This is a genomic window from Puniceibacterium confluentis (assembly GCF_007923445.1).
Lineage (GTDB): Bacteria > Pseudomonadota > Alphaproteobacteria > Rhodobacterales > Rhodobacteraceae > Puniceibacterium > Puniceibacterium confluentis.
Genome location: NZ_VOJI01000017.1, coordinates 25345 through 51885 on the forward strand (window position 1 = coordinate 25345; position 26541 = coordinate 51885).

The 26541-nt window shown below is 64.4% G+C and carries 28 protein-coding genes; 11 read left to right on the forward strand and 17 right to left on the reverse strand.

Features of this window, described 5'->3' with window-relative positions:
• Nucleotides 1-2: 2 nt before the first annotated feature.
• A complete protein-coding gene (locus tag FOY53_RS17070; RefSeq protein WP_146591093.1) occupies nucleotides 3-1115 on the reverse strand; it encodes an S-(hydroxymethyl)glutathione dehydrogenase/class III alcohol dehydrogenase in 1113 nt (370 codons plus the stop codon).
• Between the two features lie 152 nt (nucleotides 1116-1267).
• On the opposite strand from FOY53_RS17070, the gene FOY53_RS17075 reads away from it, so the two are divergent.
• Complete coding sequence (locus tag FOY53_RS17075) at nucleotides 1268-1879, forward strand: hypothetical protein (RefSeq protein ID WP_146591094.1); 612 nt, start codon at nucleotides 1268-1270, stop codon at nucleotides 1877-1879.
• Nucleotides 1880-1937: 58 nt separating this feature from the next.
• Here FOY53_RS17075 and FOY53_RS17080 read toward each other — a convergent pair whose 3' ends face one another.
• The gene (locus FOY53_RS17080) at nucleotides 1938-2978 is read right to left on the reverse strand and encodes a quinoprotein relay system zinc metallohydrolase 2 (RefSeq protein WP_146591095.1); all 1041 of its coding nucleotides are present in this window, start codon (nucleotides 2976-2978) and stop codon (nucleotides 1938-1940) included.
• 136 nt (nucleotides 2979-3114) lie between these two features.
• Here FOY53_RS17080 and FOY53_RS17085 point away from each other — a divergent pair, with 136 nt between their 5' ends.
• Nucleotides 3115-3924: a quinoprotein dehydrogenase-associated SoxYZ-like carrier gene (locus FOY53_RS17085; RefSeq protein ID WP_186766648.1), complete on the forward strand. Its 810-nt coding sequence runs from the start codon at nucleotides 3115-3117 to the stop codon at nucleotides 3922-3924.
• A gap of 75 nt (nucleotides 3925-3999) precedes the next feature.
• On the opposite strand, the gene FOY53_RS17090 is transcribed toward FOY53_RS17085, so the two are convergent.
• The 15 genes from FOY53_RS17090 to FOY53_RS17160 all read right to left on the reverse strand — a co-directional run bounded on the left by FOY53_RS17090 (nucleotide 4000) and on the right by FOY53_RS17160 (nucleotide 17918).
• Nucleotides 4000-4344 carry a hypothetical protein gene (locus tag FOY53_RS17090; RefSeq protein ID WP_146591098.1) on the reverse strand — a complete coding sequence of 115 codons (345 nt, stop codon included), beginning with the start codon at nucleotides 4342-4344 and terminating at the stop codon, nucleotides 4000-4002.
• Nucleotides 4341-5021, reverse strand: a complete 681-nt coding sequence (locus FOY53_RS17095) for a hypothetical protein (protein WP_146591100.1) — start codon at nucleotides 5019-5021, stop codon at nucleotides 4341-4343. The genes FOY53_RS17090 and FOY53_RS17095 overlap by 4 nt, the downstream gene beginning before the upstream one ends.
• Nucleotides 5022-5098: 77 nt before the next feature.
• Nucleotides 5099-7318, reverse strand: coding sequence for a PAS domain-containing hybrid sensor histidine kinase/response regulator (locus FOY53_RS17100; protein WP_146591102.1), 2220 nt, complete (start codon nucleotides 7316-7318; stop codon nucleotides 5099-5101).
• Nucleotides 7315-8475: an FIST N-terminal domain-containing protein gene (locus FOY53_RS17105; RefSeq protein ID WP_146591104.1), complete on the reverse strand. Its 1161-nt coding sequence runs from the start codon at nucleotides 8473-8475 to the stop codon at nucleotides 7315-7317. The genes FOY53_RS17100 and FOY53_RS17105 overlap by 4 nt, the downstream gene beginning before the upstream one ends.
• Nucleotides 8476-8488: 13 nt before the next feature.
• Nucleotides 8489-9214: a response regulator gene (locus FOY53_RS17110; protein WP_146591106.1), complete on the reverse strand. Its 726-nt coding sequence runs from the start codon at nucleotides 9212-9214 to the stop codon at nucleotides 8489-8491.
• 130 nt (nucleotides 9215-9344) lie between these two features.
• Nucleotides 9345-9983 carry an S-(hydroxymethyl)glutathione synthase gene (gene gfa, locus FOY53_RS17115; RefSeq protein ID WP_146591108.1) on the reverse strand — a complete coding sequence of 213 codons (639 nt, stop codon included), beginning with the start codon at nucleotides 9981-9983 and terminating at the stop codon, nucleotides 9345-9347.
• Between the two features lie 184 nt (nucleotides 9984-10167).
• On the reverse strand, nucleotides 10168-11343 hold the full coding sequence (locus tag FOY53_RS17120; protein ID WP_146591110.1) for a BatD family protein: 1176 nt from the start codon (nucleotides 11341-11343) through the stop codon (nucleotides 10168-10170).
• Nucleotides 11340-12020, reverse strand: coding sequence for a hypothetical protein (locus tag FOY53_RS17125; RefSeq protein ID WP_146591112.1), 681 nt, complete (start codon nucleotides 12018-12020; stop codon nucleotides 11340-11342). Before FOY53_RS17125 ends, FOY53_RS17120 begins: the two co-directional genes overlap by 4 nt.
• Nucleotides 12017-12913: a vWA domain-containing protein gene (locus FOY53_RS17130; protein ID WP_146591114.1), complete on the reverse strand. Its 897-nt coding sequence runs from the start codon at nucleotides 12911-12913 to the stop codon at nucleotides 12017-12019. The genes FOY53_RS17125 and FOY53_RS17130 overlap by 4 nt, the downstream gene beginning before the upstream one ends.
• On the reverse strand, nucleotides 12913-13866 hold the full coding sequence (locus tag FOY53_RS17135) for a VWA domain-containing protein (protein WP_146591116.1): 954 nt from the start codon (nucleotides 13864-13866) through the stop codon (nucleotides 12913-12915). Before FOY53_RS17135 ends, FOY53_RS17130 begins: the two co-directional genes overlap by 1 nt.
• Nucleotides 13859-14224 (reverse strand): hypothetical protein, encoded by a 366-nt coding sequence (locus tag FOY53_RS17140; protein ID WP_146591118.1) that lies wholly within the window; start codon nucleotides 14222-14224, stop codon nucleotides 13859-13861. Before FOY53_RS17140 ends, FOY53_RS17135 begins: the two co-directional genes overlap by 8 nt.
• A 3-nt stretch (nucleotides 14225-14227) precedes the next feature.
• Nucleotides 14228-15136: a DUF58 domain-containing protein gene (locus tag FOY53_RS17145; RefSeq protein ID WP_146591120.1), complete on the reverse strand. Its 909-nt coding sequence runs from the start codon at nucleotides 15134-15136 to the stop codon at nucleotides 14228-14230.
• Nucleotides 15133-16089: an AAA family ATPase gene (locus FOY53_RS17150; RefSeq protein WP_146591122.1), complete on the reverse strand. Its 957-nt coding sequence runs from the start codon at nucleotides 16087-16089 to the stop codon at nucleotides 15133-15135. The genes FOY53_RS17145 and FOY53_RS17150 overlap by 4 nt, the downstream gene beginning before the upstream one ends.
• A 110-nt stretch (nucleotides 16090-16199) precedes the next feature.
• Nucleotides 16200-17138, reverse strand: a complete 939-nt coding sequence (locus FOY53_RS17155) for a hypothetical protein (protein WP_246107445.1) — start codon at nucleotides 17136-17138, stop codon at nucleotides 16200-16202.
• Between the two features lie 72 nt (nucleotides 17139-17210).
• Nucleotides 17211-17918, reverse strand: coding sequence for a hypothetical protein (locus FOY53_RS17160; protein WP_146591124.1), 708 nt, complete (start codon nucleotides 17916-17918; stop codon nucleotides 17211-17213).
• A 538-nt stretch (nucleotides 17919-18456) separates the two neighbouring features.
• Between FOY53_RS17160 and FOY53_RS17165 the strand changes: the two genes are divergently transcribed.
• The 9 genes from FOY53_RS17165 to FOY53_RS17205 all read left to right on the forward strand — a co-directional run bounded on the left by FOY53_RS17165 (nucleotide 18457) and on the right by FOY53_RS17205 (nucleotide 26522).
• On the forward strand, nucleotides 18457-19704 hold the full coding sequence (locus tag FOY53_RS17165) for an AAA family ATPase (protein ID WP_146591187.1): 1248 nt from the start codon (nucleotides 18457-18459) through the stop codon (nucleotides 19702-19704).
• Nucleotides 19701-20789: a ParB/RepB/Spo0J family partition protein gene (locus FOY53_RS17170; RefSeq protein WP_146591126.1), complete on the forward strand. Its 1089-nt coding sequence runs from the start codon at nucleotides 19701-19703 to the stop codon at nucleotides 20787-20789. Before FOY53_RS17165 ends, FOY53_RS17170 begins: the two co-directional genes overlap by 4 nt.
• 286 nt (nucleotides 20790-21075) lie before the next feature.
• Complete coding sequence (locus tag FOY53_RS17175) at nucleotides 21076-22278, forward strand: CaiB/BaiF CoA transferase family protein (RefSeq protein ID WP_146591128.1); 1203 nt, start codon at nucleotides 21076-21078, stop codon at nucleotides 22276-22278.
• Between the two features lie 21 nt (nucleotides 22279-22299).
• A complete protein-coding gene (locus tag FOY53_RS17180) occupies nucleotides 22300-23460 on the forward strand; it encodes an acyl-CoA dehydrogenase family protein (protein WP_146591130.1) in 1161 nt (386 codons plus the stop codon).
• A 103-nt stretch (nucleotides 23461-23563) separates the two neighbouring features.
• The gene (locus FOY53_RS17185) at nucleotides 23564-23965 is read left to right on the forward strand and encodes a MaoC/PaaZ C-terminal domain-containing protein (RefSeq protein ID WP_146591132.1); all 402 of its coding nucleotides are present in this window, start codon (nucleotides 23564-23566) and stop codon (nucleotides 23963-23965) included.
• Nucleotides 23958-24392, forward strand: a complete 435-nt coding sequence (locus FOY53_RS17190; protein WP_146591134.1) for a MaoC family dehydratase — start codon at nucleotides 23958-23960, stop codon at nucleotides 24390-24392. Before FOY53_RS17185 ends, FOY53_RS17190 begins: the two co-directional genes overlap by 8 nt.
• The gene (locus FOY53_RS17195) at nucleotides 24389-25318 is read left to right on the forward strand and encodes a dihydrodipicolinate synthase family protein (RefSeq protein WP_146591136.1); all 930 of its coding nucleotides are present in this window, start codon (nucleotides 24389-24391) and stop codon (nucleotides 25316-25318) included. Before FOY53_RS17190 ends, FOY53_RS17195 begins: the two co-directional genes overlap by 4 nt.
• Nucleotides 25318-26241 carry a dihydrodipicolinate synthase family protein gene (locus FOY53_RS17200; protein ID WP_146591138.1) on the forward strand — a complete coding sequence of 308 codons (924 nt, stop codon included), beginning with the start codon at nucleotides 25318-25320 and terminating at the stop codon, nucleotides 26239-26241. The genes FOY53_RS17195 and FOY53_RS17200 overlap by 1 nt, the downstream gene beginning before the upstream one ends.
• Nucleotides 26241-26522: a DUF4286 family protein gene (locus FOY53_RS17205; protein ID WP_146591140.1), complete on the forward strand. Its 282-nt coding sequence runs from the start codon at nucleotides 26241-26243 to the stop codon at nucleotides 26520-26522. The genes FOY53_RS17200 and FOY53_RS17205 overlap by 1 nt, the downstream gene beginning before the upstream one ends.
• The last annotated feature ends 19 nt before the right edge of the window (nucleotides 26523-26541 follow it).

Genomic DNA, 26541 nt, shown 5'->3' on the forward strand with positions numbered 1-26541 from the left:
TGTCAGTACACCACAACAGCGCGGATCGATTTGCCTTCGTGCATGAGATCAAAGCCGTGATTGATCTCGTCCAGCGTCAGCGTATGGGTGATCATCGGGTCAATCTCGATCTTGCCGTCCATGTACCAGTCGACGATCTTCGGCACATCGGTCCGCCCCTTGGCGCCGCCAAAGGCCGTGCCGCGCCAGTTGCGCCCGGTGACCAGCTGGAAGGGACGCGTCGAAATCTCGGCACCGGCCTTTGCCACACCGATGATGATCGAGGTGCCCCAACCCTTGTGCGCGCATTCCAGTGCCTGTCGCATCACGGTCGTGTTGCCCGTCGCGTCAAAGGTATAGTCGGCGCCGCCCTTGGTCAGCTCGACCAGATGCGCAACAATGTCGCCGTCAACCTTCTTGGGGTTCACGAAATCGGTGAGGCCGAAGTGGCGCGCCATTTCCTCTTTGTCGTCATTGAGATCGACGCCGACGATCTGATCGGCACCGGCAAGGCGCAGACCCTGAATGACGTTCAGACCAATCCCGCCCAGACCAAAGACAACCGCGCGGCTGCCCAGTTCGACCTTGGCCGTGTTGATCACAGCGCCGATGCCGGTGGTCACACCGCAGCCGATATAGCAAATCTTGTCGAACGGCGCGTCCTGACGCACCTTGGCCAGAGCGATTTCCGGCAGGACCGTGTGGTTCGCGAAGGTCGAGCAGCCCATGTAATGAAAGATCGGCGTGCCATCCAGCATCGAAAAACGCGTGGTGCCGTCCGGCATCAGGCCCTTGCCCTGGGTGACGCGGATCGCCTGGCACAGGTTGGTCTTGCCGCTCAGGCAGTATTCGCATTCGCGGCACTCGGGTGTGTACAGCGGAATGACGTGGTCGCCCGGTTTCAGGCTGGTGACACCTTCGCCCACTTCCAGAACGACGCCTGCACCTTCGTGCCCGAGGATCGCGGGAAAGATGCCCTCGGGGTCGTCACCGGAACGGGTGAATTCGTCGGTGTGGCACAGACCGGTCGCCTTGATCTCGACCAGAACCTCGCCGGCCTTCGGGCCTTCGAGATTTACTTCCATGACTTCCAACGGTTTGCCGGCCTCTAGGGCCACGGCTGCACGGGTGCGCATGCCTTTTCCTCCAATTATTAGGTTCGCTCTGATGGCGTTTGTAAGCACTATAAAACGGGGCATCCACCGAACAACTGCGACAATGGTTGGTATTGGGAGCGATGGACAGGCAGGGACCCCTCGCGCATAGTCCGCCCATTGGGAGAGAGCTGATGAAACACCGCAAATCCTGGGCGATGGCCCTTGTTTCCCTGAGCCTTGCAGCCCCTGTACCGGCTGCCGATTATGCCGATCCGACCTGGCCCTGCGTGCAGCGCAAGGTCGAGGGTCTGTCGCTGGGCCTGATGTGGCCGGGCGAGATCGCCAGCATCAAGATGACCCCGGAGCTGTCCAGGGTGGTCGACGATCTGGCCGCGCGTCTGGCCCTTCGGCGCATAGATCTGGACCAGGCTCAGGATTTTGTCAGCGAATTTGCCGCCGCGCAGGGCCGTGATCCGGTTTTGATGGGCCATGTCTTTCAAAAGACATTCGATCGTCTGGCCAGCCGGCGCAGCATGATCATCAAGGGAATCGAAGAGTTCTCGCTCAAGCAGATCGCCATGACAGAGCGAATCGACAATGCCCGCAAGGACATGGACAGTCTGATGGCCGCAGAAGCGCCGGATTATGACAAGGTCGACGCTCTGGAAGAACAGATCGACTGGGACGAGCGGATCTATACCGACCGGCAACAGTCGCTCACCTATATCTGCGAGACTCCCGTGCTGCTGGAAAAAAGGCTGTATGCCATCGCGCAAATGCTGATTGACGCAAGCAAGGACTGAGTGGCCCGAGCTGCCCGCCTGCGCGTGCGGCTCGGAAAGCTACCTCAGGCGAACCCTGCTACTCCCATTCCAGCTCGGTAAAGGCCACTGTCGCGTTGCGGGCGTTGTAGGCGTCGAACAGTTGCCAGCGGGTTGCCTCGGAGCGCGCAATTTCCTGAACCGCATTGCCCAGCCGTTGCCCCGCCGCGATTGCCGCGCGCGTGTCGGCGGCCAGCACCTCGAGATACCGCTGCATCGGCTCTGACCCTTGCGGCCACTCCAGAAGCGGGCCGCCATGCCCGGGCATCACTTGTGACACAGGAAGCGCCGCCATCTCGGCCAGCACCGACTGCCAGCCGACGACGGATCCGTCGAGCGCGGGCGTGTGGACGTCAAACACCAGATCGCCGGTGAACAGCAGCCCGGAGTCCAGATCCTGCGCCGTCAGATCGGTGCCGGTGTGCGCCGGTGCCCACGCGTGCAGCGCGATGCGCCGCCCGCCCAGATCGATCTCGACCGGATCGGACACCGGCTGATGCACCCGCACGGTATCGGTGCCGATAAAGGCCGCATCCCCGATCAGGCCTTGCAGGCTCTCAAGGTAATTGTCGCGCCGGTCTGCCAAGGCACGCTCAAGCCCGGCATGTCCGACGATGATGGTGTCCGCCTGGGCGAACAGGCTGGCGCCCAACACGTGATCCGGATGCATATGGGTCAGCACCAGATGGCTGACCGGCAGATCCGTGCGCGCCCGGATCGCCCGCCACACCGATTCCCCGATCCAGCGCGCCGATCCGGAATCGATCACGGCGACCGACTCGGCACCGATCACAAACGCGATATTGGCGACATCGCCACCGTTCCCGGCTGTCGGCTCGGCGATCATGCCGCGATGCACAAACACGCCCGGCGCCGCCTCGGCAAACTCCAGCGCCGCACCCTGGGCCACGCAGCGCGGCGCCGCACGCAGATCATAATCGGCAAACGGACCCAGTTCGGCCGGAACCGCCGCCAGCCGGGTCTCGCAGGCCTGTATCTCTGCCGCCTCGTATCCGGGCAACAGGACATCGCGGCAGGTATCGGCCCCCACCAGACACAGAGTTACGACAACTTCGAACATCGGGCCCGCCCTCCCCGGCGTTTCAGCAGTCTGCAGGGGCACACAAGCGTGAACCAGTCAGACCAAGGATCTAATGTCAATTTGCCGCATTTTGTGGCATATACCCGTCGTACGTCCCAGGAGGAGGACCTCAACCGTGAAAATCCTGCACGCCATCGTCTTGGCCACGCTGATCGTCAGCCCGGCCCATGCCGCGAACGACGCCGCCCAGAACCCCCTGACCGACAGCGAAAGCTGGACGGACCTGCGGGGCGACATCCTGGGCGATGCTGCCCTGGCCGATGGCAGCGGCGTCTTTGCTGTCAATGCCCCCTACCGCGCCGATGATGCGGCCACAGTGCCGATCCATATCGTGCAGAACGATCTGAGCGCGGACATCAAGCGGCTCAAGATCGTCATCGACGAAAACCCGGCCCCGCTGGCCGCCGAGTTTGTCTACGGCGATGCAATGGCCCCGCTCGACATGGAGGTCCGTGTTCGGGTCAACCAGTACTCGAACGTGCGGGTCATTGCCGAAACCGCTGAGGGTCTGCTGATGAACGGCCGCTTCGTCAAGGCCTCTGGCGGCTGCTCGGCCCCGGCGTCGAAGAATCCGGAGCTGGCCTTGGCGTCGATGGGGCAGATGCGTCTGCGCCAGTTTGAAAAACCGGGCCAGATGTCGATGCCGCGCCGCGAAGCGCAGATCATGATCCGCCATCCGAATTATTCCGGTCTGCAGCGTGACCAGATCACGCAGTTGTTCATCTCGGCGCATTTCATCGACACCATAGAGGTGTTTCAGGGCGACGACATGCTGTGGACAATGGAAGGCGGTATTTCGATCAGCGAAAATCCGGTGTTCCGATTCCAGTACAATGACAACGGCGCGACCGATCTGCGGGTCCGGGCCACCGACACCGAAGGCAATGTGTTCGAGCATACCTTGCCCAAGGACGCCCAGGGCTGAGCCTGGAACAGACCGGCCCGCCTGCCCCTTGATGCGGCAGACGGGCCAGTTGTGCCAAGACACGGCGGCGCCAAATCAGAAACAGATGATCTCGGCCTCGGCCTGTGCGCGGCGCAGATCCGCGACAATGGTGTTGGCAAAGGCGGCCGAACGGAAGATCGACATGCGCTCGCCCCCGGTCAGGCGCATGGACAGCACCGTCTCGGCCTCGACATATTGGTCATAGGGCAGGATCGACGCGATGGTGTCGATCGAACAGGCACATTTTTCCAGCACGTCACGTCCCTGCCCGTTGGTCGCCATGCAGGCAAAGACATAATCCGCCCGCGCGGCCGTCGGGTAATCGTTCAGCCGCTCTTCGACCGTCTGGGCCACGGCCGGCGCCGCCAGCAAAACCAGTGGCAGCAAAAGCCGCGTCATTGCCCTGACTCCTCCATCGCCTCGAACCGCATCAGCGAACTGTAAACCGGTCCGTCCGCACCGGACGCCGTGGCTTCCAGAGACTGGTACCAGCCGGGCACCTCGTCCGACATGGTGATGGTCAGGGCCAGATCGCCAAAGCCTTTCATGCGGTCCTGGTTGGGGTCGTCCGCAAAGGGATGCAGCGTCACGACCTGTGTCTTCACGGACCTGCCCTGAAAGGTTGCTTCGCCGGCCTGCACCTCGGTCGGCGTCACCAAGGCTTCCTTCACCCGGTTGCGGATGTAGAACGGGCTGCCGCCCGCCGATTCCGCCATGTCACGCACCGTGGTTTCCACAAAGTACATGATGATCGGGTTGCCCACGCTTCTGGGAAAGACCCCCAGGTTGCGATGTTTTTCGCCGCGCAGAAACCGCAATGATGCCTGTGGCGGTGTGCTGTCCTCAAACGACAATTCGATTTCGCCGGTGTCGCGCGCCGCGGCATCCGTCACCAGTGTGTTTGTCACCGTGCGTTCATAGAGCAGCTTCTGGTCCATACCGACGGTGTTGAGCGTGCCTTCCTTGAACAGCAGATCATAGGTGGCCGTGCCGTCGGCCGACCCGTCATTGGCCGCGGATGCGGGCAGCCCTGTCAAGGCGAGAGCCACCGCAGCGCAGGCTAGATATTTCAGCATTTTTGTCTCCTCCCGGGGCGCAGCCTACCGGGCGCGTCCCCCCTGTCATGTGCTACTTTTGTCGGGGTCCGCCGTCGTTACGCCAACGCCTTTTCGCGGGTCTTCCAGTCGATCAACGGACGCAGCCGCGACAGTTGCACCGGTTTGGTCAGTACCGTGAAATCGTTGCGCGCACCGATCTGCACCAGCGCCGGGCCGCGGTCCGCCGTGATCACGATCGCGGGCACATGGGTGGCGGTTTCCTCGCGCACCAGCCGGATCGCCTGCACCCCGGTATCGTCTCCGTCCAGCTGATAATCCGCGAGTATGATATCCGGGGCCATGCCGATGTCGCGCACCAGTGTCAGCGCCTCGGCGGTCGACTTTGCCGCCAGAACGCTCGCGCCCCAGGTTTCCAGCTTCTGCGTCGTGGCGAACAGAACATAAGGGTCGTTTTCCACAACCAGCACGATCAGGTTCATGTCATTGTCGAAACTGGCCTGAGCAGCCCCGAGGTTGACCGGCATCGGCGCACGCCCGGCGACCATCTCCATCTCGATCGAAAAAACCGAACCGACGCCGGGTTTGCTGCGCACGGCGACCTTGTGGCCCAGATGTCGGCAGGTGCGGTCGACAATCGACAGACCCAGCCCCATGCCCGACCCCGGAGGCACATTGTCGGCACGGGTGAATTCGTCAAAGATCCGCTTCTGATCCTTGTGCGAGATGCCCATGCCGGTGTCCCAGACCTGCAGCACCACGTTGGGACCGCTGCGTCGGCAACCGACCAGCACCCGGCCATTTTCCGTATACTGAATGGCGTTCACCACCAGATTTTGCACCGACCGCATGAGGTAGCGCTGGTCGCTGCGCACCCAAAGCGAACAGGGCACAACGCTCAGCCGCACACCCTTGCGGGCTGCCACCGGCGCGTGATCCTCGATGATGCCCTGCATCAGAGACCCCAGACAGACCTCGGTCACCGACAGCGCGCTGTCGGTGCTTTCCAGCCGCGAGATGTCGAGCAGCGCATGCAACAGCGATTCGATCGATGCGAACGATCCGTCCAGCCGCTCCACCGTCGGTGCGGTTGCGGTGCCGCGCGACATGTCGGTCAGTGTCGAAATCAGCAGTTTGGCCGCGTTGATCGGTTGCAGCAGATCGTGGCTGGCCGCCGCCAGAAATCGCGTCTTGGAAGACACCGCCGCCTCGGCCGCCTCTTTTGCAAGCCGCAACTCTTCCTCGACCCGGGCCTGGGTCTCGTATTGCGCCGTCAGCTGGACGTTCGCCGCGGTGAGCTCGGATGTGCGCTCTTCGACACGCTTTTCCAGCATCTCGGTCGCGCGGGATTCCAGTGTCACGTCCTTGATGTCCACCAGAAAGCCGCGATCAGGCAGCAAATGGGCCTGCAGGTCCAGCACGCGGCCACCGCCATGACGCAGGCGCTTGCGCAACTGTCCCTCGGTGCGCAGGCGGTATGGCCAGTGGTCGATGTCGGTGATGTCGGCCTCGATCAGCAGTCCGTTGTTCTGAATGAAGCCGAGAATCTGGGTGAACCGCGTTCCCTGCTGCATCAGGGTGAAGGGCAGGCCCAGCAACTCGCGAAAGCGGTCGTTGTGGATCATCACCATGCCGACCCGCGAAAAGGTGCAGATGCCCGAGGACATGTTGTCAAAGGCCGCTTGCAGGTAATGCGCCTGCATGTCGATCAGATGCGCCTTTTCTGACCGGTTCTGCCGGACGACATCGGTGATTTCGGTCTGCAGGATGATCACATTGTCCAGGCTGGTGCGTTGCTGGCTGATCTGGAACCACCGGTCCCCCGAAAGCGCGACAACAAAGGACAACAGCGTCGCGCCTGCCGGACCGGTGCGCGCCTCGGCCAGGTTGGCAAGCAGCTTGGCATCGGCGTCCACCAGATGGGCGCTGCGGCCCATGGCACTGAAATACTCGTCCATCCCGAGGCCCGGATGGATCTGGTCGGTGATGTCGGGCAACAGCGACTTGAACAGGTCATTGCACACCTGCAGCGTGCCGTCGTTGAACAGCGCGAACCCGCCTTCCATCGCGGACAGCGCGTCGGTCAGGTTCTTCTGCGTCCGCTCGCGGTCATAGCGCACAAGCTCCAACTCGTTGCTGGTGCGCTCGAGATCCAGCGTCTTGGCCCAGACCTGACCCTGAAGTGCGATGGCCGACTGAAACGCCGCATAGGCCGAATGACCGACATCATGCTGCCGTCCGGTGCGGCGGATCAGCGCGTCGATGATCTTGGCCTGTTTGGCGACCTGCACGTCAAGGGGATCATCCGGATCAATCAATGCAGATCCCTCGTTCTTGGTTCAAAGAATGCGACGCCCACAAAGGTCTGGTTCACGTGCACACCACAATGCTGTTCGCCGTAGGTGTTGAACCCCAGCACCCGGCGGTCACGGAAGATCTGTGATACCGCGCCGCCCAGCTGCTTTTGTTCAATCTCGAGTTTGCGCAGCACGCAGTCGAACCCGAGAATGAAATCCGGCGGATTGCCCGCCGGGCCACGCACGTCCAGACCCGCTTCGAGCGTGCGCAGGATTTCCTTGCCCCGCCCCAGCGTCAGCAGCAGTCCGTCGTCGATCGCCGACAGAAACGAAAGCGCGTGGGCGCCCGGCGCCTCCTGAATGGCGCGGACGTGATAGTTGTGATGATTGCGCACCAGCACCGGATTTTCGGCAAAGACCTGCGGCGACAACTGATCCACCGGCACACCCACCAGCCGAGCGTATTCCACCGCGGCCGGCGCTCCGTTGATTTCCAGAACCAGCCGTTCCTCGGGTATCGCGTGGGTCACCACCATCTGCTTTTCCGTGGGCAGGAAATGGTCAAAACCAAGACCGGTAAACGACAGGTCGGTTTCCAGCAGCAGCAGAAGCGCGGCATTGGTGTGAAAGGCCCCTCCGTGCAGCACAAAGGTCTTGCGGAAATCCAGTCCATTGCCGGCCGAGCCGCCGAACACCGGCATGTCGCCCAGGCCCTGTTCCAGTGCCGTTACCAGCATGTCTTCCTGCTTGGACAAGCCATCGGCAAAGATCAGCGCCAGCCGGTTCCAGTCGGCGGTGCGCTGAAACTGTGCGGCGTGACGACGGGAATCAGCGGCGATCTTCTTGATCGACAACGGCTTCAGCGGGTCGATCAGCATGGAGGCGCAGCGGAAATGCCGTTTCGGAAACGCCAGAACCTGCAACGCCCCGGTTTCATAGCCGCGCGGCGTGATCTGACCGGCGGTGGTGCAGCCAAAGACCGGCAGGCCAGGCATCTGCCGGTCAAGTTCATGCGCAAGCTCCGCGAGGTCCAGACCTTCGGGCAAAAGCACCAGGGCAAAACAGACTTCGCGCAGATCTATCTGGCTGACCAGTTCCGCCACGGCATCACGGGCGTCGCGCAGATGTGAAACGCCAACCCCGACCGAGGTTGGCGTATTCAGGGGCTGTTGCAGCATGGACCGCCCCCGCCTACTGGCTCAGGAACGCGCGGGCATCCGCATCTCCGCTGCCCACCGTCCCATCAAGGTTGCCGCTTTCGACAAGCACCGCGGCCTGGGTCCGGTTCTGCACACCAAGCCGCCGCAGCAGCGCAGTGATATGGGCCTTGACCGTGGCCTCGGCGAGATTCAACTCGTAAGCGATCTGCTTGTTCGGCTTGCCGGCACAGATCAGCTTCATGATCCGTGTCTGCTGCGGGGTCAGATCCGCGAGCTTCTGGTTCACCTGCCGACAATCCGGGCTGCCCTGCTCGGCCTTGCCGGTCTTCTGGTACTCTTTGGGCAGGTACTTGCGCCCGGCAGAAACATCGAACAACACGGATTTCAGCACCTGCGCCGAGGCGTCCTTGGGCAGGAAGCCCGCTGCGCCCGCATCCATCAGCGCATGCACCACATCCACCGAGGTCAGCGACGAGATGACGAGAATCGGCGTATCCGGGATGCGGTCACGCAGCGAAAGAAAGCCGCTGATTCCCGTGACATCCGGAAGCTTGAGATCAAACATCACCAGATCGGGCGCGGCACCGCGCCCGAGCAGGTCCATCGCTTCGCCCAGTGACTTGGCGGTTTCGATGCGGCAGTCCTGAAAAACATGGCGCAGCGCCGAAGCAAGCGCGTCTCCGTACAGCGGATGGTCGTCAACGATCACCACGGATCGTATGCGACCAGCGGGCTGCGCCACCGGATCGTGTTTCATAGCAAAGTCCTCCCAGCCGGAATGCTACCAAGAAAGGCCCCGTTTGCGCAACTCCCACACGCGGATGTGCAGTGCCTTGCAGCCCTGCGGAGCAATCAATTTCGCACTCCCCGGGGCCCGGCGCCCTGTGTCAGCTCTTGAGGCTGCCGTTGGCTTTGCCCACATGGGTGGCAATGGCGTCCATCAGGGTCGGCGACAGGCAGTCATAGGGCTCGAGTCCCAGTTCCTTGCAGCGGCCACGCACGCTGTCCATCTTGGAGGGGTCATACCCTGATTCGATGATGGACGACACAAAGGCCGCAAACTGAGGTTCCGACCAGCCCGAGGCGGGCGACAGTTCGGTATGCACGAAATCCAGGCCATAAAATGGATGCGCGGTGTTCTCGATCCGTCCGAACATGTGCACGCCGCAGCCTTTGCAGGCATAGCGCTGGATCGTTGCATGCGGATTGACCCGGTCCAGTTTTTCACCGTTCCGCGTCACCGTCACCTTGTCGCTGCCGACCACAGCCACCTGGGAAAAGGTCGCGCCTTTGGGCTTCCAGCATTGCGAGCAGCCGCAGACATGATTGTGCGCGGTCTGACCGGAAATCTCGACTTCGACCTTGTCGCTGGCGCAATGGCATTTCAGCGTGCCGCCCGAGAAGCTGGCAGAGCCTGCCTTGACGCCATTGTCCACCGCTGGATGGATGCGCACATTGCTGTAACGCGGTGTGCTGGGCCCCGAGCCCGAGCTACCGCCGCCGAAAAGATTAGAAAACAGTCCCATGAAACGTGTTCCTCCCTTGACCGCGCTCTGTTTCTTGCGCGCGATGGTGCGAAGACTGCCCGCCAGGTGACGTTGTGACAACTGAACCAATGGTATCGGTCTGATCCGCTGGCCGCCTCCGCCCCGCGATGATCCGGCACCTCCCGCTTTCCCCGGCACGCGCAACCCGTGTCGCAACGCGGCATCAGCTTGCGCGCAGAAAGCGGTGTACAAAATCAGGCAATGGCATTCGCCCCGGCGTGCGCCCGAAGGCGTCACGGTCCAGTTCCTCAAGCAGGCGGCGCCGATCGTTCGATACACCGTCCCGCCGCGCCAGTTCCTGCGCGGCCCGGCGCAGCGCCGCAACGTCCCCGTGCCGCGCCGCACGCGACATTTGCCGCCGCAGAGGATCAAGGGGGGCAAGCCGGCGCAGCCGTTCGAACCCCGCAAACTGTCGCCCGTACAGGATCCCCCCAAGCCCCGCCACAAAGGCCGCAAGAAACAGTGCCGCGACCGGCAGCACCGACAGCCGCGCAGGCGCGGGCGGCTCGACCGGCGCGGGCAGGCTCGATTCGTCCATGGCGACGCGTTGCGCGGAAACCGTCACCGATCGGGCCACCCGGTTGCGGGTGTCGAAATAGTCAAAGCTGAAGGGTTCCACGATGGCCGAGGTGTCGTTGCCCGGCCGGATCGTCCAGCGCCAGAACGCCACCGACACCGGCCCCTCCGGTGACAGTTCGACCAGCCGCTTTTCCGGGTGGGCAAAGATCATCGCCGAGGGCGAGCGCAGTTCGGGCATCGGCGGGATCATGTCGGGCGGAACCCCGATCGCCTCGACCCGAATCATGCGCAGCACGCCTTCTCCGGGTTGCAGCTGGTCCGGAGCGTTCGACCAGGTGTCCGACACCTGCAACTGGCGCACCGGAAACCACCAGGCGTCCACCGGCGGGGCGGGCAGCACCTCGATGGTGATCGGCATGGACTGGATGTCATGGCCAAACCAGTCGTCGCCCTCATCCGTCAGGGTCAGATGGTGGGTAAAGGCGCCAATGGTCAGACGCCCCGCCCGGGCGGGATAAAGCGCCATCCTCCGCCGCAGGTTCTTGACCTTCTTGCCGCGCTCGGTGGTGTCATACCACTGATCCGGCCCCAGCTGCATCCAGTTGAAGCCGTCCAGGTCAGGCTGCTCCATGATCTCGCGGGTGACGTGCCTGCGGTATTTCCCCTCGATGGTGATCAACACCATTTCCTGCACATAGGGGGCCACATCGCCATTGGCCACCGTGACCGTCAGGGTCAGGTCCGAGGGGTTCACCGACGTGGTCTGCGCCCACAGGGCGCTGCCGGTCAGGAACCACAGCAGCAGCGCCAGCCTTCTCATGACGGATCCTCGGGCTCGGGGGGCAGCAATCCGGCCTTTTCGCGGCGCTTGTGCTCGAACGCGATGCGGGCGGCCATGTAATCGCCCGGAACATCCTGCAATGTCGCCAGCCAGCGCCGGTTGGCGACGATGAACTTGTCATCGAACACCCGCCGCACACCCAGCCGTCCGCGGCTCTCGAGTTCCGGCAGGCCGATGAGCGCGCCGGCATTGGTCACCTCCGATCCGGTTCCGGCGGCCCGGGCGCTGCCCTGCGCAACGGACGACGGCTGCGCCTCGCTCTCGTCCCCTTCTTTGGCAAACCAGGACACTTCGGTTTCCGGATCCAGCGACAGTCCGGCATAAAACGCCGCTACAAGGTCAAAATTTGCCCCCGCTGCGGAATCGCCGGTCATCCTGCCGGCATCGAAAGCCTCAAGTGCCGCGGCGTATTGCCCTGACCGCACCCGCGCATTGCCGAGGTTCAGCATCATCCGCGCCTCGCGGAATGCGGCTTCTGCCGCGGAAAAATCCTGTGCACGATACAACGCCGCGCCGCGCCAGCCGGGATCAGAGAACAGCGGTGCAGCCAGCCCCGGCAATCCCAGGGTCATCAATACCCGCCCGAGCGGCGCCGCCCCGCCCAGCAGCGCCGACAGCGCCAGACACAGTGCGGCCGAGAGGGCAATCCACCTCATGTCACACCCCGGCGCCGAAACAGGAGCAGAGCCGGGAACAGAGCCAACAGCAGCAGGAAGCGCCCGAAATCCGCCCAGAACAACAGCGGGTAATCCTGTTTCTCCAGCCGGTCCCGCGCCTGTTCACCCAGAAATGCCGCAAAGGCATCGGTTTCACTCAGCCCGAAGATCCGGCCCTGCCCCGTCGCCGCCAGCGCTTGCAACTCCGGGTTCGGGTCACCGACGTGTATCACCGACACCCGCGCGCCCTGTTCTGCCAGACGGCCGGCCTCTTGCAGGGCGGCGGGCCCCAAACCGCCGCCATCGCTGAACAGCACCACGTCCCCGGCGAGCACCTCGGCCTCGCGCAGCAGCATCGCCGCCTGTGCCAGCCCGCGTTCCGGGCGGCTGCCCTTGTCGGGCACGGTCTCTGCGTCGACCAGCGACAGAGTCTGACCCAGTTGCCGCAGATCACCGGACATTTCGGCCCCGACGTAACTGTCGCCGCCAAAGATCACCAGCGCCCCCGGTCGCGATCCGAGTGCCGCGACGCCGAAACGCCCCATTGTCTGCAAAGCCGGCCAGAAGCCACTGCCGGTCATCGACGGCGACGCGTCGATGACAAACACCACCCCGTCCAGATTGCGGAAGGCCGCCGCGTCCCGCCGCTCCAGCGCCGGTCCGGCGAGTGCCAGCACGATGAGCCCCGCGGCTGTCAGAGCGCATATTCCGCGCCGGGAGGCGCCCGCCTCGTCCACCCGCCCCAGCGCGCGCAGGGCGCGCAGCATCGCCGGATCCATCACCCTGTTCCAGTCCCCCAGACCGGCACTGCGGCGGCGCATCACGAGCCACAAGGCGACCAGCGCGGGCAGAACCATCAGCCATTGCGGGCGCAGCAGGGAAAACGCATCCATCACTCGGCCCGCCACGCTATCCACAGACACAGAACCGCGGCGAGCGCGGCGGGCCAGACCCAGTATTCGGTGAAAACCTCGGCGGACAACCCGTCGCTGTCCGTGGCTTCGAGCTTGTCCAGCGCCTCGGTCACGGCGACCAGATCCTCGGTTGTGCGGACCCTGAAACTTGTCCCGCCACTCAGTTCGGACACAGCCCGCAGGGTTGCCGCGTCCACGACGCCATTCTCGCCCGGCTCTGAATCCGTCAGATCCTTTGGCCCCAGCGCAATGGTGTGCACCCGCACGCCCAGATCGGCGGCCAGCCCGGCCACGCCGCGCGGATTGGTGGCACCCGCATTGTTGATGCCGTCAGACAGCAGGATCACCACCCGGCTTGCCGCTGTCGAGGTCTCGAGCCGTTTCAGGGCAAGGCCAAGCGCGTCGGAAATGTTGGTGGCCCGCCCGGATATCCCGATCACCGAAGTTTCGATCCGCCGCGCAATCGCTTCGGTATCGAAGGAAAACGGCGCTGCATAATATGCTTCCGAACCAAACACGATCAGTGCCACCCGATCACCTGCGCGGCGGCGTGCAAAGGCGGCGCCGACCCCTTGCACCGCTTCCAGCCGGGTGATCCGCGCACCATCAAGAAAAAAGTCGTCGCGCACCATCGAGCCGGACAGATCCAGCACGATCGCCAGGTCCCGACCGGACACCTTGAGCGCGGGAATGGGCTCGAGCTGCCGTGGCCCCGCCAGCGCCAGCACCAGCAACAGCCAGACCGCCCAAGGTGCGATGCGCCGCCGCGCGCCCGGCGTGGCCCCCTGCCCTGCCCCGGCCAGAATGCCCTGGCCGATCCGGTCCGGCACCGCCAGCGCGGCCCCCCCCGACGGCGCCGCCGGCAGAAGGCGCAGGATCAGCAGGGGCAGCGGCCAAAGCAACAGGGCCAGGGGGGTGGCCAGCTCAATCACACCGCTGCACCTCGGCACGCAGCACCCCGATGTCCGGCAGGCCGTCAGGCTGGTACAGGGCCTGGGTCAGCGCCGCAAAACGCTCTGGCGCACGGCTCTTGAGCAGGCGCAACATCGCCAGGCGCTGTGCCTCGTCGGGCAGAGCCTGAATTGCCTGCCAGTCCATCTTGCTGTCAGCGGGAACAGGTCGGAGACGCGTCACCAGCCGCAGGCCAAGGCCAAGCACCACCGCCAGCAGCAACCCCAGGAACAGGGCCACCAGCAACTCGGCAAACAGGCCGCCCGGTGCCTCGGTCGGCAGGCGAATGTCGCGCAGACCGATCAGCATCGCCTCTTCGCTCAGGCCGTGATCGGACATGGCTCAGGGCTCCCGATCCGGCGGAAATGCGGCGCTCAGCCGCCGCGCAGAGACTTCCGGCGCGGCACCGGCGTCGATCGCCAGCGCCGGGAAACCCGCGATGTGCCGGTCCTGCGTGGCCGCGAATGCCGGCCCGTCGCCGGAAATCCGCGCCCGCGTCCGCCCGCCCCCCGCCAGCCGGATCGGGTAGGATCCCGGCGGCAAATTGTCCGCCAATGCGTCGTGCAGCCAGATCAGCCTGGGGCTGCGCCGCCGCGCAAGTTCGGTGAGCCGGTCAGGCAGACCGTCACCCGGAACGTCAAACCCCGAAGCGATGACCAATTCCGCACCCACCGGCGCCACACGCCCAAGGCCGGACAGGCTCTGATCCAGCGGCGGATCCTCCTGCACCCCGGCCAGTGCCAGTTCCAGCGCTGCCTCATGGGCCCGCACCAGACCGCCAATCACGGCCAACATCCCGCGCGCACGGCCTCGCACCGTCACCGCAACCGGTTCTCCGGCACCGACGGCCAGCAGGCCGACCCGGCCACCTTCCTCGATCACCTGCCAGCCGATCAGCGCCAGAGCCTCGGCAGCCGCCACCGAACGAAAGGCGCGCCGGGTGCCCCACAGCATCGACGGCCGGAAATCTGCGACCAGCACCGTGACGCGGTCGCGCTCTTCCTGAAAGCGACGCACATGCAGCGTGCCGGTGCGCGCTGTTGCGCCGCGGTCAAGGTGCCGGATGTCGTCCCCGGCCACATATTCGCGCACGTCGGCAACCTCTTGACCGTGCCCGCGCCGTTTGGTCACGAACCCGCCGGGCAGTGCCGAAAGCTGAGCCGGGTCGCCGCCCTGCCCCAGAAAACCCCGCAGCGCAATGAGCGCCCCGGCGCGCAGGGCAATGCCGGGGGCTTCCAGCGCCGGGTTCACAGCGGCTCCACCGACGCGACCACGTCCGCGATCAATGCCCGGGCGGTGCGGCCCTCGGCGACGGCCCGCCAGGTCATCACCATGCGGTGCGCCAGCGCATCGCCCGCCACCTCTGCCACGTCTTCCGGCAGGGCAAAATCGCGCCCGTGCAGAAAGGCCCGCGCCTTGGCTGCGGCCGCCAGTGCCAGCGACCCACGAGGCGACACGGCATGATCAATGTCGCGGGCAAAGGGATCCGCCCGCGTCGCGGTGACCAGACGGACGATATAATCCCGCAGCGGTGACGACAAATGCACCGACATCGCCACCTGCCGCGCGGCACGCATGTCCGCAAGCGACAGCTGCATCGGCGCGGTGCGCACCCCCTGCCCTTCCGCTTCGACCAGATCCAGAATGCGCCGCTCGGTCGCGGGATCTGGCAGTTGCAGAACAACATGCATCAGAAACCGGTCAAGTTGCGCCTCGGGCAGCGGGAAGGTGCCATCGTGTTCAATGGGGTTCTGGGTCGCAACCACCAGAAACGGGTCCGGCAGCGGCATGGTCTCGTTGCCGCTCGTCACCTGACCTTCTGCCATCGCCTCGAGCAGGGCGGACTGCACCTTGGGCGGAGCGCGGTTGATTTCATCCACCAGCACGAGGTTGTGGAATACCGGACCGGGCACGAATTCAAAGCTGCCGGTCTGCGGGCGGAACACCGGCGTACCCGTCAGATCCGAAGGCATGAGATCGGGCGTACACTGGATCCGGGCAAAGCCGCCGTCCATCGCCTCGGCCAGCCGCTTGACGGCGCGGGTCTTGGCCAGGCCCGGCGCGCCCTCGATCAGGATATGTCCTCCTGCCAGCACACCGATCAGCAACCGTTCGATCAGCACTTCGTGGCCGATCAGTCCTTCGGCCAGATGTCCGGCAAGGGCGGCAACCGCGCCGGGCTCCCGATCCGTCGATGCGTCCATGTCTCCTCCCTGTCGCCGGTGTCCGGCGTGCTTTGCATTCGAAGGTAGCGCAGCCCGCGCCAGGCACAAACCTGTTCCAAGGTATCAGTCAGGGCGGCGCGGCCCCTGAGTTATCGAAGCTTGACCGTGCAGGCTCCGTCCAGAATTGGCGCATAGTTCGGATTGGCCAGCGTCGCATCGCTGACCGCCTCAAGTCGGTCGAAATCCGAGTTGATGAATTCGAGAAAGGCGTCGGAATTGGTTCGCTCAACCGGCGCCTGGGCCAGCGCGTGAAGCATGAACACATCGAACTGGCACAACCCCGCAGGATTGGATCCCAGCAGTGCCTGCATATATCCTGCGGAGCCCCAGGGCAGATGCCGCAGGTTCACCGGGAATTCTTCGAGCTTGGACAGGAACGCCGCCTCGCGGTCAAAATGCAGGATGTCCATGCCAAAGGAAAAACTCTGGTACAGTTCTTCGATCAGGATCGAGGCGTAAAACGCGGCCTCCAGCTCTGTCGTCTCGCCCGGTGGGGGCTGCATGACCATGACATGTGTGGTCCGCCCGCGACGGCCGAAAAACGTCTGGGCCTGGGCCGGGGATGCGACGAACTGCTCGCGCCCCGATGGCAGGCCAAACCGGAACACCTCGTCCATCCGACGCAGATCCTCGTTGAACGCCACATGCGGCGGTCGTTCGGAATACAGCCGCAGATAAACACTGCGCCCCGTCCCGCAGAACTCCAGCCCCTGCCCCGCGTAGCGCAGCGGCAGCGGTTTGCCAAAGACTTCCGCCATCAGTGCGCGGAACGTGTTGAGGACAGCCTGCGTCTGTGGATGCGGCAGTTCGCCGACGACACATAAAGAGGCGCCGGCCAGGTCACGCCCGTTAATGACAATGGGCGGTATCAGCGGATCGCTTTTCCAGATCGCGGTGCGCAGTTCGTAGACCCAGCCTTTTTTCGCCAGCTTGAGAAAGGCGGCGCGGTCCGCAGGAGATGGCGCGGCACCTGCCTGTGGTGCAACGGTGAACCAGAGTACCGCCAGCAGTGATAGTAAACGGGACATTCCAGGAGCTCCCTGCCAGTGCCGAGCAACCTAGTACGGGCGTGGCAGATGTCCCGAGGAAATTCTCTGGTGTCAGGTCTCGGACCCGGGATAAAGCAGCGCGACCCGATCGACTCCGGACTCGACCGAACGGACAGCCCGGGTGACCCGATCCAGAAGATGGGTCTGCACGTAGTGGGCATGAAACCGGCTCGGCGCCATCAGCAACAGCCGGTCGCCGGTCTGGCGGTGCACCGACAGCGCACCGAGCCAGGCACCATAACTTTGTGTATCCTCGGCATAGAGCAGCCCCTGCGCAAGTGACCAGACGTCACCACGGCTCAGATCCGGCGGCGCAGAAGGTGTCCGGCCCGGAAATGCGACCACGGCCCCCTGTTGTGGTGCCTCTCCGAGACTCATGCCCATGCGTGCTTGAAAATCCTCGCCGACATTGGCCCAGGCCGGACGCGTGTCCTCGAGCACTCGGTCAATCCGCAACCCATAGGCGGTAATCCGTCCGCGCGCGCCGGGTCTACGCACTTCGAGCCAGCCCATGGCGCGCAACTTGGCGGTCTCGCGCTTGACTGTGCGTTCGTCCACACACCAGAGTCTGGCCATCTCGCGGCGCCCGACGACCAGTTCATCGGATTTCCAGTTGTATCGCGCGGTGATCAGCGTCAGCAATCGCAAAACCAGTCGCTGTGTGCCCTTTTCCTGAGCCAGCGCATATGCACCAAGAGCCGTCAGCACATCATATTTGCGCGAAGCCGCATTGCGACCCACAGGCTGTGTGACGATCATTCGTCCGGTCCTTGTCTTCGAAGCGCGGAAACGCTTGACTGCCTCTTGGCGCAGTCTGCTGCGCCTGTTGCCGGTCTGTCGGTTGGTGGTACCCAACGCTCTTCGCCAGCTTGGCCTAATTAGCGTCCGCATCACCGATTCTGTCAAGCCAATTCCGGCTTGGGTCGTTCGCTGTCTCAATATCTAAAATGAAAATCCGGTTTCAATGGTATAGGGGGACACCCAGAGCGTCCCCCTATCGGGTGTTTTTGTCCCCCCATGGGTGGTGGTCACCCACAGAGGTGTCCCCTAAACCCGGCGCTGCGACCGAGCGATTGCGCGCCGTCGCTGCGAATCGCTCCAGGCACGGGAACCGCAGGGTTTAAGCGCATTTTACCGCTGCCATAGTTCACCGACTTCCACGGTATTAGCTTTTGCCAAATCAATCAAATCAGCGTAAATAAATGTTCAGCAGGATTAAGCGTCCATAAAGACAGGAAACAGGCCGTTGCCATATACCCACGAAGACCTGGCGGCACTCCAGGCAAAATCGCTCAAGATGCAGAGTCACATCCGCAAGCAGACCTTTTCTCCCGAGAACGAAAAAACACTGCGCCGCTTTTCCAGTTGGGAGGTCTCCGAGCTGATCCTCAAGGTGAACCAGTCGACCTTTCGCGGGCGCCTGGCCGCCGATCCCTCGCTGCCCGACGGTCTGGTCGAGGAAGACGGCCGCCAGCGCTGGTACACGCTCGAAGAGATCAACGAGATCCGCCGCCGCATGAAGATCAACCGCCGCTCGCTGCTGCCAAAGCGTCCGGCGAACAAACGTGCCTTTCGCGCCGCCATCGCCAATTTCAAAGGCGGCGCCGGCAAGTCCACCGTCGCGCTGCACTTTGCCCATGCGGCGGCGCTTGATGGCTACCGCGTGCTTGTGGTCGACTTTGACCCGCAGGCAACCCTGTCGCATTCCATGGGCCTGTCGGACGTGGCCGAGGATTTCACCGTCTGGGGCATCATGGCCCGCGATCTGATCCGCGAGACCGACCGCATGAACGCCGCCCCCGTCGCTGCCGAAACCGGGGCCCGGGTGCCGACGCGGCAGTTGCCGGCCTCGATCCGCGACATGGGGCTGGGCGGCCTGCGCAACACGGACTTCATCCGCCCGACCGCCTGGCCGTCGATCGACATCGTGCCCTCCTGCGCCAATGCCGCCTTCGTGGAATTTGCCTCGGCGCAGTACCGCCACCTCAATCCCGACTGGTCGTTCTTTGCGGCTGTATCACGTTTTCTCGACGGTATCGCGGCGGATGCCTATGACCTCGTGATCTTTGATTGCCCGCCCGCCATCGGATACCAGAGCATGAATGCGGTGTTCGCCGCTGACATGCTCTATGTTCCCTCCGGACCCGGGTATTGGGAATACGACTCCACCACCTCGTTCATTGGTCAGTTGTCCGAGGCTCTGGGTGATCTTTCTGCGGGGTTCCCCGCGGGGAACCTGCCGCTCCCGAAGGTCTTTCAGGACATCCGCTTTCTGATGACGCGATACGAGCCGGGGAACGATTTGCATCGCGCCATGTTCGAAGCCTTTCGCAAGGTCTTCGAGGGCCACGTTGCCGAACACCCGATCGAGATGACCCGCGCTGTCGAGCAATCGGGCCGCTTTCTGTCGTCGGTTTACGAGATCGACTATCGCGATATGACCCGTGAAACCTGGCGCCGGGCGCGTGCCACCTTTGACCAGGCCTACGAAGAGTTCCGTGACAGCATCCTGGCCACATGGGACCAGCTGGAGGACGCCGCATGAGCAAGAAGCGCCGTATATTTGATATAGACCTGCCCGATGATGAGCCGGAACAAGCCGCCGCGACACCCAGCGCCGATGCCCGGCGCGGTCCCATGGCGTCGGCGGTACGCGAAAACGCCGAAGCGCTGACCTCGCGGGCGGACATCGAGGCACAGATCCGGGCCGAAAACGACCGCCTGGCACACGAGCATGTCCGTTTGAAGAAGGCCGGACTGATCACCGATCTGGTGCCGGTCGAGTCCATCGCCAGCACCAAGCTGATCCGTGACCGCGCCCAGGACGGACGTGACGATCTGGCGGAACTCAAGGAGTCCATTCGCGCCATCGGTCTGTCGAACCCAATTCAGATCGAGCAGGTGGGTGAGGGCCAGTACGAACTCATTCAGGGGTTTCGGAGGCTTTCGGCCTGGCGTGCTTTGCTCGCCGAAACCGGCGATGCGCAGATGTGGGGCCGGGTGCCTGCCACCATCCTGGCGCGGGGCGAAACACTCGAAACACTGTATCGTCGCATGGTCGACGAAAACCTCGTGCGCAAGGACATCTCGTTCGCCGAGATGGCAATGTTGGCGCGGGATTATGCGGGCGATCCGGCCACGGCGATCAACGATGTCGATGCGGCTGTGCTGGAATTGTACCGCTCCGCGAACAAGCAAAAGCGGAGTTATGTCCGGGCCTTTGCGCAGATGCTCGAAGAGATCGGTTCCGGCCTGCATTTTCCCCAGGCAATCCCCCGGGCTTTGGGCCTGGAACTGCGCAAGAGGCTGCAGGACAAGCCGGGACTGGCCGAAACCATCCTGCGGGACCTCGCTGCGTTGCCGACGCCGCGCACGCCCGAAGCGGAACTCTCGGCGTTGGCGCGCCACTCCGGGTCCGGCACGGCTGAGGCCGCCGGGCAACTGCCGCGCAACCCACAACAACCGCGCCCGGCACGCACCACGTTCCGCATCGAAAGGGCAGGGGGGGCTGCCAGGGTCACGGCCTCTGCCGGCCGCCTGGAGCTGCGTCTCGATACGGATTTCTCCGCCAAGGACCGCCGGGTATTGGAACAGGCCCTGAGCGCATTTCTTGATCGGCTCGAAGAATAGGCTCTGCATCAGGGGGGCAGGGGGCTTGCGATCCCTGCCCAAATGCGGCCCGCCTGCCCGAGGGTTCCCCGCGGGGAACCCGATGCGCAACAGTTCGCGCTGTTCGAACCGCATGTCGTGACCTGAGGCCTTCCCCCGCGGCAACTACAAGTCTTGGCCGACGCCCGTTACAGACAGCCAGACTATAGGTTTATCAAATGCTTGGCGGGCAAATTAGCATAGTTGCCTATATTCCAAGCTGCCCGTCCCCGCTCTAGTCTTGCTGCAGCACAGCAAGGGAATGATCATGGGCGCACTCGACGGCATCAGGGTTCTGAGCTTCAATCACTTTCTGTCCGGGCCCGCCGCGGCGCAGCATCTCGGCGACCTCGGGGCGGATGTGATCGCCGTGGAGCCTCTGAACGGCGCCTTCCAGCGCAACTGGGCCGTGGGCAACCGGTTCGTCGACGACACTTCGGTCAACCACATGACGACCGGGCGCAACAAGCGCTCCATCGCCGTGGACCTGAAGGCACCCGCGGGCCTCGCCGCCGTCAAGCGGCTGATCGCCACCGCCGATGTGGTGATGGAAAACTTCCGCCCCGGTACGCTCGACAAGCTGGGCCTTTCCGAGGCGGACATGCGCGGCGTCAATCCGGCAATCATCTACGCCGCGACAACGGGGTTCGGCGCGGACGGACCCTATGCCAAGCGCCCCGGTCAGGATGTGCTGCTGCAGGCGATGTCGGGCCTTGCCGCCCATACCGGCAGCATGGAGCACGGGCCGGTCGCGGTAGGCTCGGTTCCCATCGACCACCACGCGGCGGCGCTGACCGTCGCGGGCATCGTCGCGGCGCTGTTCGAACGCGAGCGCACCGGCAAGGCCCGCCGGGTCGAAGTCAACATGCTGCAGGCGGCGATGGATTTGCAGGGCGAGTCGATCACCGCCTGGATGAACGGTGCTGACCGGGCGGGCCCCAGGGGCAGCGACGGCATGGCGAACTGGTTCAGCCCGGCCCCCTATGGCATCTATGCCACGACGGACGGGCACGTGATGATCTCGATGTCCACGCCCGCCGATCTGGCCCGTGCCCTTGACCTGCCCGACGTCGCCGGGTTCACCGCGACGGATGGCTTTGAGCGCCGCGGCGAGGTGTCCCGCGCCGTGGCCTTCGGCATGCAGCGCCATTCCACGCAGGAGGCGAGCCGCAAACTGCAAGCAGCGGGAGTCTGGCACGAGGTCGTGCAGGACTACGACGCGCTGCGTCAGAATCCGCAGGCGCAGCACCTGAAAGCCTTCACCGAGGCGACCACGCAGGGTGGTTCGCCGATGATCCTGCTGTCGCACCCTGTCCGTTACGACGGTGAAACCCCGCCGGTGCGTCTGACACCGCAACCGCTGGGGCGGCAGACCCGCGAGGTGCTGGCCGAAGCAGGGTTCAGCAACGGCGAAATCGACGCGCTTCTGGCAGCGGGCGCCGTTGTCGAGACCGACAGGATGCGCGGCTGAGCCGCCGAAAGGACTGAGCAGATGGATTTCACGATCTCTGACGAGATGAAGATGGTGACCGAGGCGGTGGGCCGCTTCGTGCGCGAAAAGGTGCAGCCGCTGGAGGTCGAGACCGAAGAGGCCGCAGCCATCCCGGCAGACAGGCTCGCCACGGTCAGGGCCGAGGCACAGGCTCTTGGCTTTTACGCGCTGAACATGAGCGAGGAGGTCGGCGGCGGCGGTCTCGGTGTTCTCGATATGTGCCTGGTCGAGGAAAAGCTGGGCCAGACCTCGGACGCGCTCATCCGGCGAATCTTCGGGCAGGTCTACCCGATGCTCGAGGCATTCGAGGGTCCGCTCCGCGACAGGTATCTCTATCCCACCGTCAAGGGCGACAAGATCTGCGCCATGGCGATCACCGAGCCGGGCGCAGGCTCGGACGCCGCCGCGATCCGGACGCATGCCCGCCTTGAAGGCGACGAATGGGTGCTGAACGGGACCAAGCACTTCATCTCGGATGGCGACATTGCGGATTACATCATCGTCATGGCCGTGACCGACGCCGAAAAACGCGCCCGCGGCGGCATCACGCTGCTGATTGTGGACAGCGACACCCCCGGTTTCAGGGTGGTGCGCAACCAGAAGATGATGGGGCACCGTGGCTATGGCCATGCCGAACTGACCTTCGATGAGGTGCGCATCCCCAAGGGAAATGTCCTTGGCCCTGTCGGCGAGGGGTTCCGGGTCATGATGGCCAATGTCGGCGGCATCCGTCTGGGCCATATCGGCGCGCGGGCCGTGGGCATGGCGTCACGGGTGCTCGAATTGATGCGGGACCATGCCGCGACGCGCCAGCAGTTCGGGCAGCCCATCGGCGACTTCCAGATGGTGCAGCAGATGATCGCCGACAGCGCGATGGAGATCTTTGCCACCCGCATGATGGTGCTCAACACCGCCTGGGAGGTCGACCACGGCATGGACCCGCGCGACAAGGTTTCGATGGTCAAGGTACAGGCTTCTGAAATGCTGGGACGGGTCGCCGACCGGGGGCTCCAGGTCTTTGGCGGCTACGGTTTCACCAAGGAACTCCCGCTCGAACGCATCTACCGCGACGCCCGCGTCACCCGCATCTACGACGGCACCTCCGAGGTGCACCGCATGCTGATCGCCCGATCGGTGATCAAGCGCGGCCTGACCCTCTGACCACCGCTCGCCCAGCAACCCGGCCGGGAACTCCGGGCAGTTTGCGTTAAGCCGCACCGACGCTTTTCCGCCAGTCAGCTACACCAGACACGAAGAGATCCAGATGACACCAGACCTTCCCGCGCCCGGCCAGTCCATCACCTTCCGCAAGACCATGACGGTGGCCGAGCAGGGGTTCTTTACCGGGATTTCCGGCAACCTTGGCCCGCTTTACGTCGACCGGCGTGCTGCGCAGGCAGAGGGCCTGCCCGACATGGTGGTGTTCGAACTGGCCGCGGGCGCGCTGTTCACCACCGCGCTTGGCCGCCTCGCCGGACCGGGCTGGCGCATCGGGGCGATCTCTTTCCGCTTTGCGCGGGCGCTGACCCTCGGCGAGACACTGGCCGCCACTGCGACGGTCGGCGCGACCAGCGGCGCGCTCGGCTGTGTGCTGACGGGCGACGTGAATGGCGAACAGGTGATCGAGGGCGAGGCGCGGCTGGTGCCCGTGACCGCCGATGTATGACATCCGCCAGATCGACGCCCTGAAGGTCGGTGACCGTGTGTCGGTCTCAAAGACCATCACCGAGGCGGACTGCGCCATGTACATCGCCGCCACCGGCGATTTCGGGCCGGTCCATGTGGACGCGCATTATGCCGCCGACACCCGGTTCGGCGAACGGCTCGCGCCCGGCATTCTGGTCGCGGGAATCTGCACTTCGGTCCTGACGGCGGAGCTGGTGGGCACTTTGGGCGTGTCGATCCGCGATTGCTTCTGGTTCACCGGGGCGGTGCGCTACGGCGACACGATCACGTTCGAGATCTGGATTTCCTCCAAGGACGAAGCCAACCGCACCGTCGACTGGCAGGCCTCTGCCCGAAACGAAACGGGCACCGAAGTGCTCAAGGCCGACGCTACCCTGAAATTTCCCAGAAAGAAGGTCACGACATGAGCCTCACCGGCAAGGATCTGCGCGGCATCACCGTCGCTACCGTGCTCCCCTTTGACTCAGAGGGCGCCATCGACTGGGACGGCTATGCCGCCGTGCTCGAACATTGCGCACGCCCCGAGACGACCGACTGCGTCTTTGTCAACGGTCACGCGGGCGAGGCGACGGCGCTGACTCCGCACGAACGCACCGAGGTCATCCGGTTCACCCGCGACCATATCGGCGCGGGTCGGCCGCTGCTCGCCGGGGTCGTGCCGACCGGTCTGCCCGATGCGACGACCCAGGCCGAGGCCGCGCGCGAGGCGGGGGCCGACGTTGCGGTGATCTTTCCGGCGGAAGCCCTGGGGGGTGGCAATGCCGCGACCGGCGCGCCCGTCGCAATGATGGAAAAGCTTGCCCGTACGCTGCAAATGCCGCTGTCGGTGTTCCAGTTTCCCATCGCCTCGGGCTTTGGCTTTTCCACGCCGGTTCTGGCCGAGATTGCACGAATCCCCGAGGTCATCGCCGTGAAGGAAGGCAGCGCAACACTGCTGGCCTATGACGAAAACCGCCGGGCCATAAGGGCGGCGGCGCCCGATGTCGCGATCCTGCCGTCGAACTTTCACTGGTTCTTTGCCCAGGTTGCCCTGGGGGGCGACGGCATCCTGTCGGGCCTTGCCTCGCTTGTGCCGGGTCTGCTCGCGAATCTCTGGAAAGCGTCCGAGGCCATGGACCTCGCCGCGATGCGCGCGGCCAATGACCGGCTGTACCCGGTGGTGCGCGCAGTCTACGGGCCCGCGCCGGTGATTGATATGCACACCCGGATGAAGGACGGCCTGCAGATGCTGGGGATCATCGAAAATGCCGACCCGCGGCTTCCTTTGTTGCCGCAATCGGCCGAGATCGTCGAAGGTCTCCGCAGGGCGCTGATCACGGCAGAGGTGCTGTGATGACCCCGCGCGAGAGCCACGGCGGTCTCTACGCCGCCACCATCTGCCCGATGCGGGACAACGGTGCTCTGGATCACGCCAGTCTCGAACGCCATGTCGCTGCGGTCCTGGCGGATCCCGGGCAGCGCGGGCTGCTGCTGAACGGTCACGCCGGTGAAGGGATCTTCCTGTCGCGCGCCGAGCAGGCCGAGGTGGTGCGGATTGCGCGGCAGACGGCGGGCGGAAAGCGTATTCTGGCCGCTGTCAGCGCCGAGGCCACTGCCATCGCCGCCGCCGACGCGCAGGCGGCCATCAGCGCCGGGGCGGACGGGGTGATGGTGTTTGCACCCTTTTCCTGGGCGCTTGGGGCGGATGCCCGTTCCATCGTCGCCCATCATCGCGGCATTGCCGCGGCGGTTGGCGGCGCGCCGCTCTACCTGTTTCAGGGCTCGGTCGGATCCGGGCTTGGCTACAAGCCTGAGGTGCTGAAGGCCCTGCTCGAAATCGACGCCGTCGCCGGTATCAAGGAGGGGTCGTGGGAAGTGAAATCCTTTGAGACAACCCGCCGGATTGCCCGCGCACTGCGCCCCGAAGTGGCTGTCATGGCCTCGGGCGACGAGCATCTCTACACCTGTTTCGTGCTGGGCAGCGACGGCAGCGCCGTGAGCCTGTCCGCGCTGGTGCCAGAGTCGATCTCGGCGCTGGACGCCCATGTGCTGAACGGTGACCATGCCGCCGCGCTGGCGATCCATGAAAAGCTGTTCGGTCTTGCCAAGCTGGTCTATGCCGCGCCTGGCCACCTGGCGGCCGCCAGGCTCAAGGCCTGCCTTGCCGCGCTGGGTCGCATCGACACGCCGGCCTGCCGCGCGCCGACGCCACGCATCGAACCGGCGGAAGCCGACCGCCTGCTGGCCGCGCTGCGCCCGTGCCTGGAGGCTGCGTGATGCCGCAGACCCACATCGTTTTCGTCGACATCGACCCCGCGCACGAAGCCGCCTTTGACGAATGGTACGACAACCGGCATCTGCCGGATATCCTGGCCTGCCCCGGCTGGCTGGCGGCGCGGCGGGAAAAGTGCCTAGAAGGCGGGCCGCGTCATGTTGCAATTTACACGATCAGCGGGCCAGAAGCCTATGAAACCCCGGAGTTCAATGCTATCAAGGGCTTCGGGCCGTTCACGGACAAGATCCGCAACTTCCGTCGCATCAGGCTGACGCGGAGTTGAAGGCACCGGCCAGGATGGA

Bases quoted from the DNA above. Each gene is read 5' to 3' on its own strand.
- FOY53_RS17070 (WP_146591093.1), bottom strand. From the start codon at position 1,115: ATGCGCACCCGTGCAGCCGTGGCCCTAGAGGCCGGCAAACCGTTGGAA.
- FOY53_RS17075 (WP_146591094.1), top strand. From the start codon at position 1,268: ATGAAACACCGCAAATCCTGGGCGATGGCCCTTGTTTCCCTGAGCCTT.
- FOY53_RS17080 (WP_146591095.1), bottom strand. From the start codon at position 2,978: ATGTTCGAAGTTGTCGTAACTCTGTGTCTGGTGGGGGCCGATACCTGC.
- FOY53_RS17090 (WP_146591098.1), bottom strand. From the start codon at position 4,344: ATGACGCGGCTTTTGCTGCCACTGGTTTTGCTGGCGGCGCCGGCCGTG.
- FOY53_RS17095 (WP_146591100.1), bottom strand. From the start codon at position 5,021: ATGCTGAAATATCTAGCCTGCGCTGCGGTGGCTCTCGCCTTGACAGGG.
- FOY53_RS17105 (WP_146591104.1), bottom strand. From the start codon at position 8,475: ATGCTGCAACAGCCCCTGAATACGCCAACCTCGGTCGGGGTTGGCGTT.
- FOY53_RS17110 (WP_146591106.1), bottom strand. From the start codon at position 9,214: ATGAAACACGATCCGGTGGCGCAGCCCGCTGGTCGCATACGATCCGTG.
- gfa (WP_146591108.1), bottom strand. From the start codon at position 9,983: ATGGGACTGTTTTCTAATCTTTTCGGCGGCGGTAGCTCGGGCTCGGGG.
- FOY53_RS17120 (WP_146591110.1), bottom strand. From the start codon at position 11,343: ATGAGAAGGCTGGCGCTGCTGCTGTGGTTCCTGACCGGCAGCGCCCTG.
- FOY53_RS17125 (WP_146591112.1), bottom strand. From the start codon at position 12,020: ATGAGGTGGATTGCCCTCTCGGCCGCACTGTGTCTGGCGCTGTCGGCG.
- FOY53_RS17130 (WP_146591114.1), bottom strand. From the start codon at position 12,913: ATGGATGCGTTTTCCCTGCTGCGCCCGCAATGGCTGATGGTTCTGCCC.
- FOY53_RS17140 (WP_146591118.1), bottom strand. From the start codon at position 14,224: ATGTCCGATCACGGCCTGAGCGAAGAGGCGATGCTGATCGGTCTGCGC.
- FOY53_RS17150 (WP_146591122.1), bottom strand. From the start codon at position 16,089: ATGGACGCATCGACGGATCGGGAGCCCGGCGCGGTTGCCGCCCTTGCC.
- FOY53_RS17155 (WP_246107445.1), bottom strand. From the start codon at position 17,138: ATGTCCCGTTTACTATCACTGCTGGCGGTACTCTGGTTCACCGTTGCA.
- FOY53_RS17160 (WP_146591124.1), bottom strand. From the start codon at position 17,918: ATGATCGTCACACAGCCTGTGGGTCGCAATGCGGCTTCGCGCAAATAT.
- FOY53_RS17165 (WP_146591187.1), top strand. From the start codon at position 18,457: ATGCAGAGTCACATCCGCAAGCAGACCTTTTCTCCCGAGAACGAAAAA.
- FOY53_RS17170 (WP_146591126.1), top strand. From the start codon at position 19,701: ATGAGCAAGAAGCGCCGTATATTTGATATAGACCTGCCCGATGATGAG.
- FOY53_RS17175 (WP_146591128.1), top strand. From the start codon at position 21,076: ATGGGCGCACTCGACGGCATCAGGGTTCTGAGCTTCAATCACTTTCTG.
- FOY53_RS17180 (WP_146591130.1), top strand. From the start codon at position 22,300: ATGGATTTCACGATCTCTGACGAGATGAAGATGGTGACCGAGGCGGTG.
- FOY53_RS17185 (WP_146591132.1), top strand. From the start codon at position 23,564: ATGACACCAGACCTTCCCGCGCCCGGCCAGTCCATCACCTTCCGCAAG.
- FOY53_RS17190 (WP_146591134.1), top strand. From the start codon at position 23,958: ATGTATGACATCCGCCAGATCGACGCCCTGAAGGTCGGTGACCGTGTG.
- FOY53_RS17195 (WP_146591136.1), top strand. From the start codon at position 24,389: ATGAGCCTCACCGGCAAGGATCTGCGCGGCATCACCGTCGCTACCGTG.
- FOY53_RS17200 (WP_146591138.1), top strand. From the start codon at position 25,318: ATGACCCCGCGCGAGAGCCACGGCGGTCTCTACGCCGCCACCATCTGC.
- FOY53_RS17205 (WP_146591140.1), top strand. From the start codon at position 26,241: ATGCCGCAGACCCACATCGTTTTCGTCGACATCGACCCCGCGCACGAA.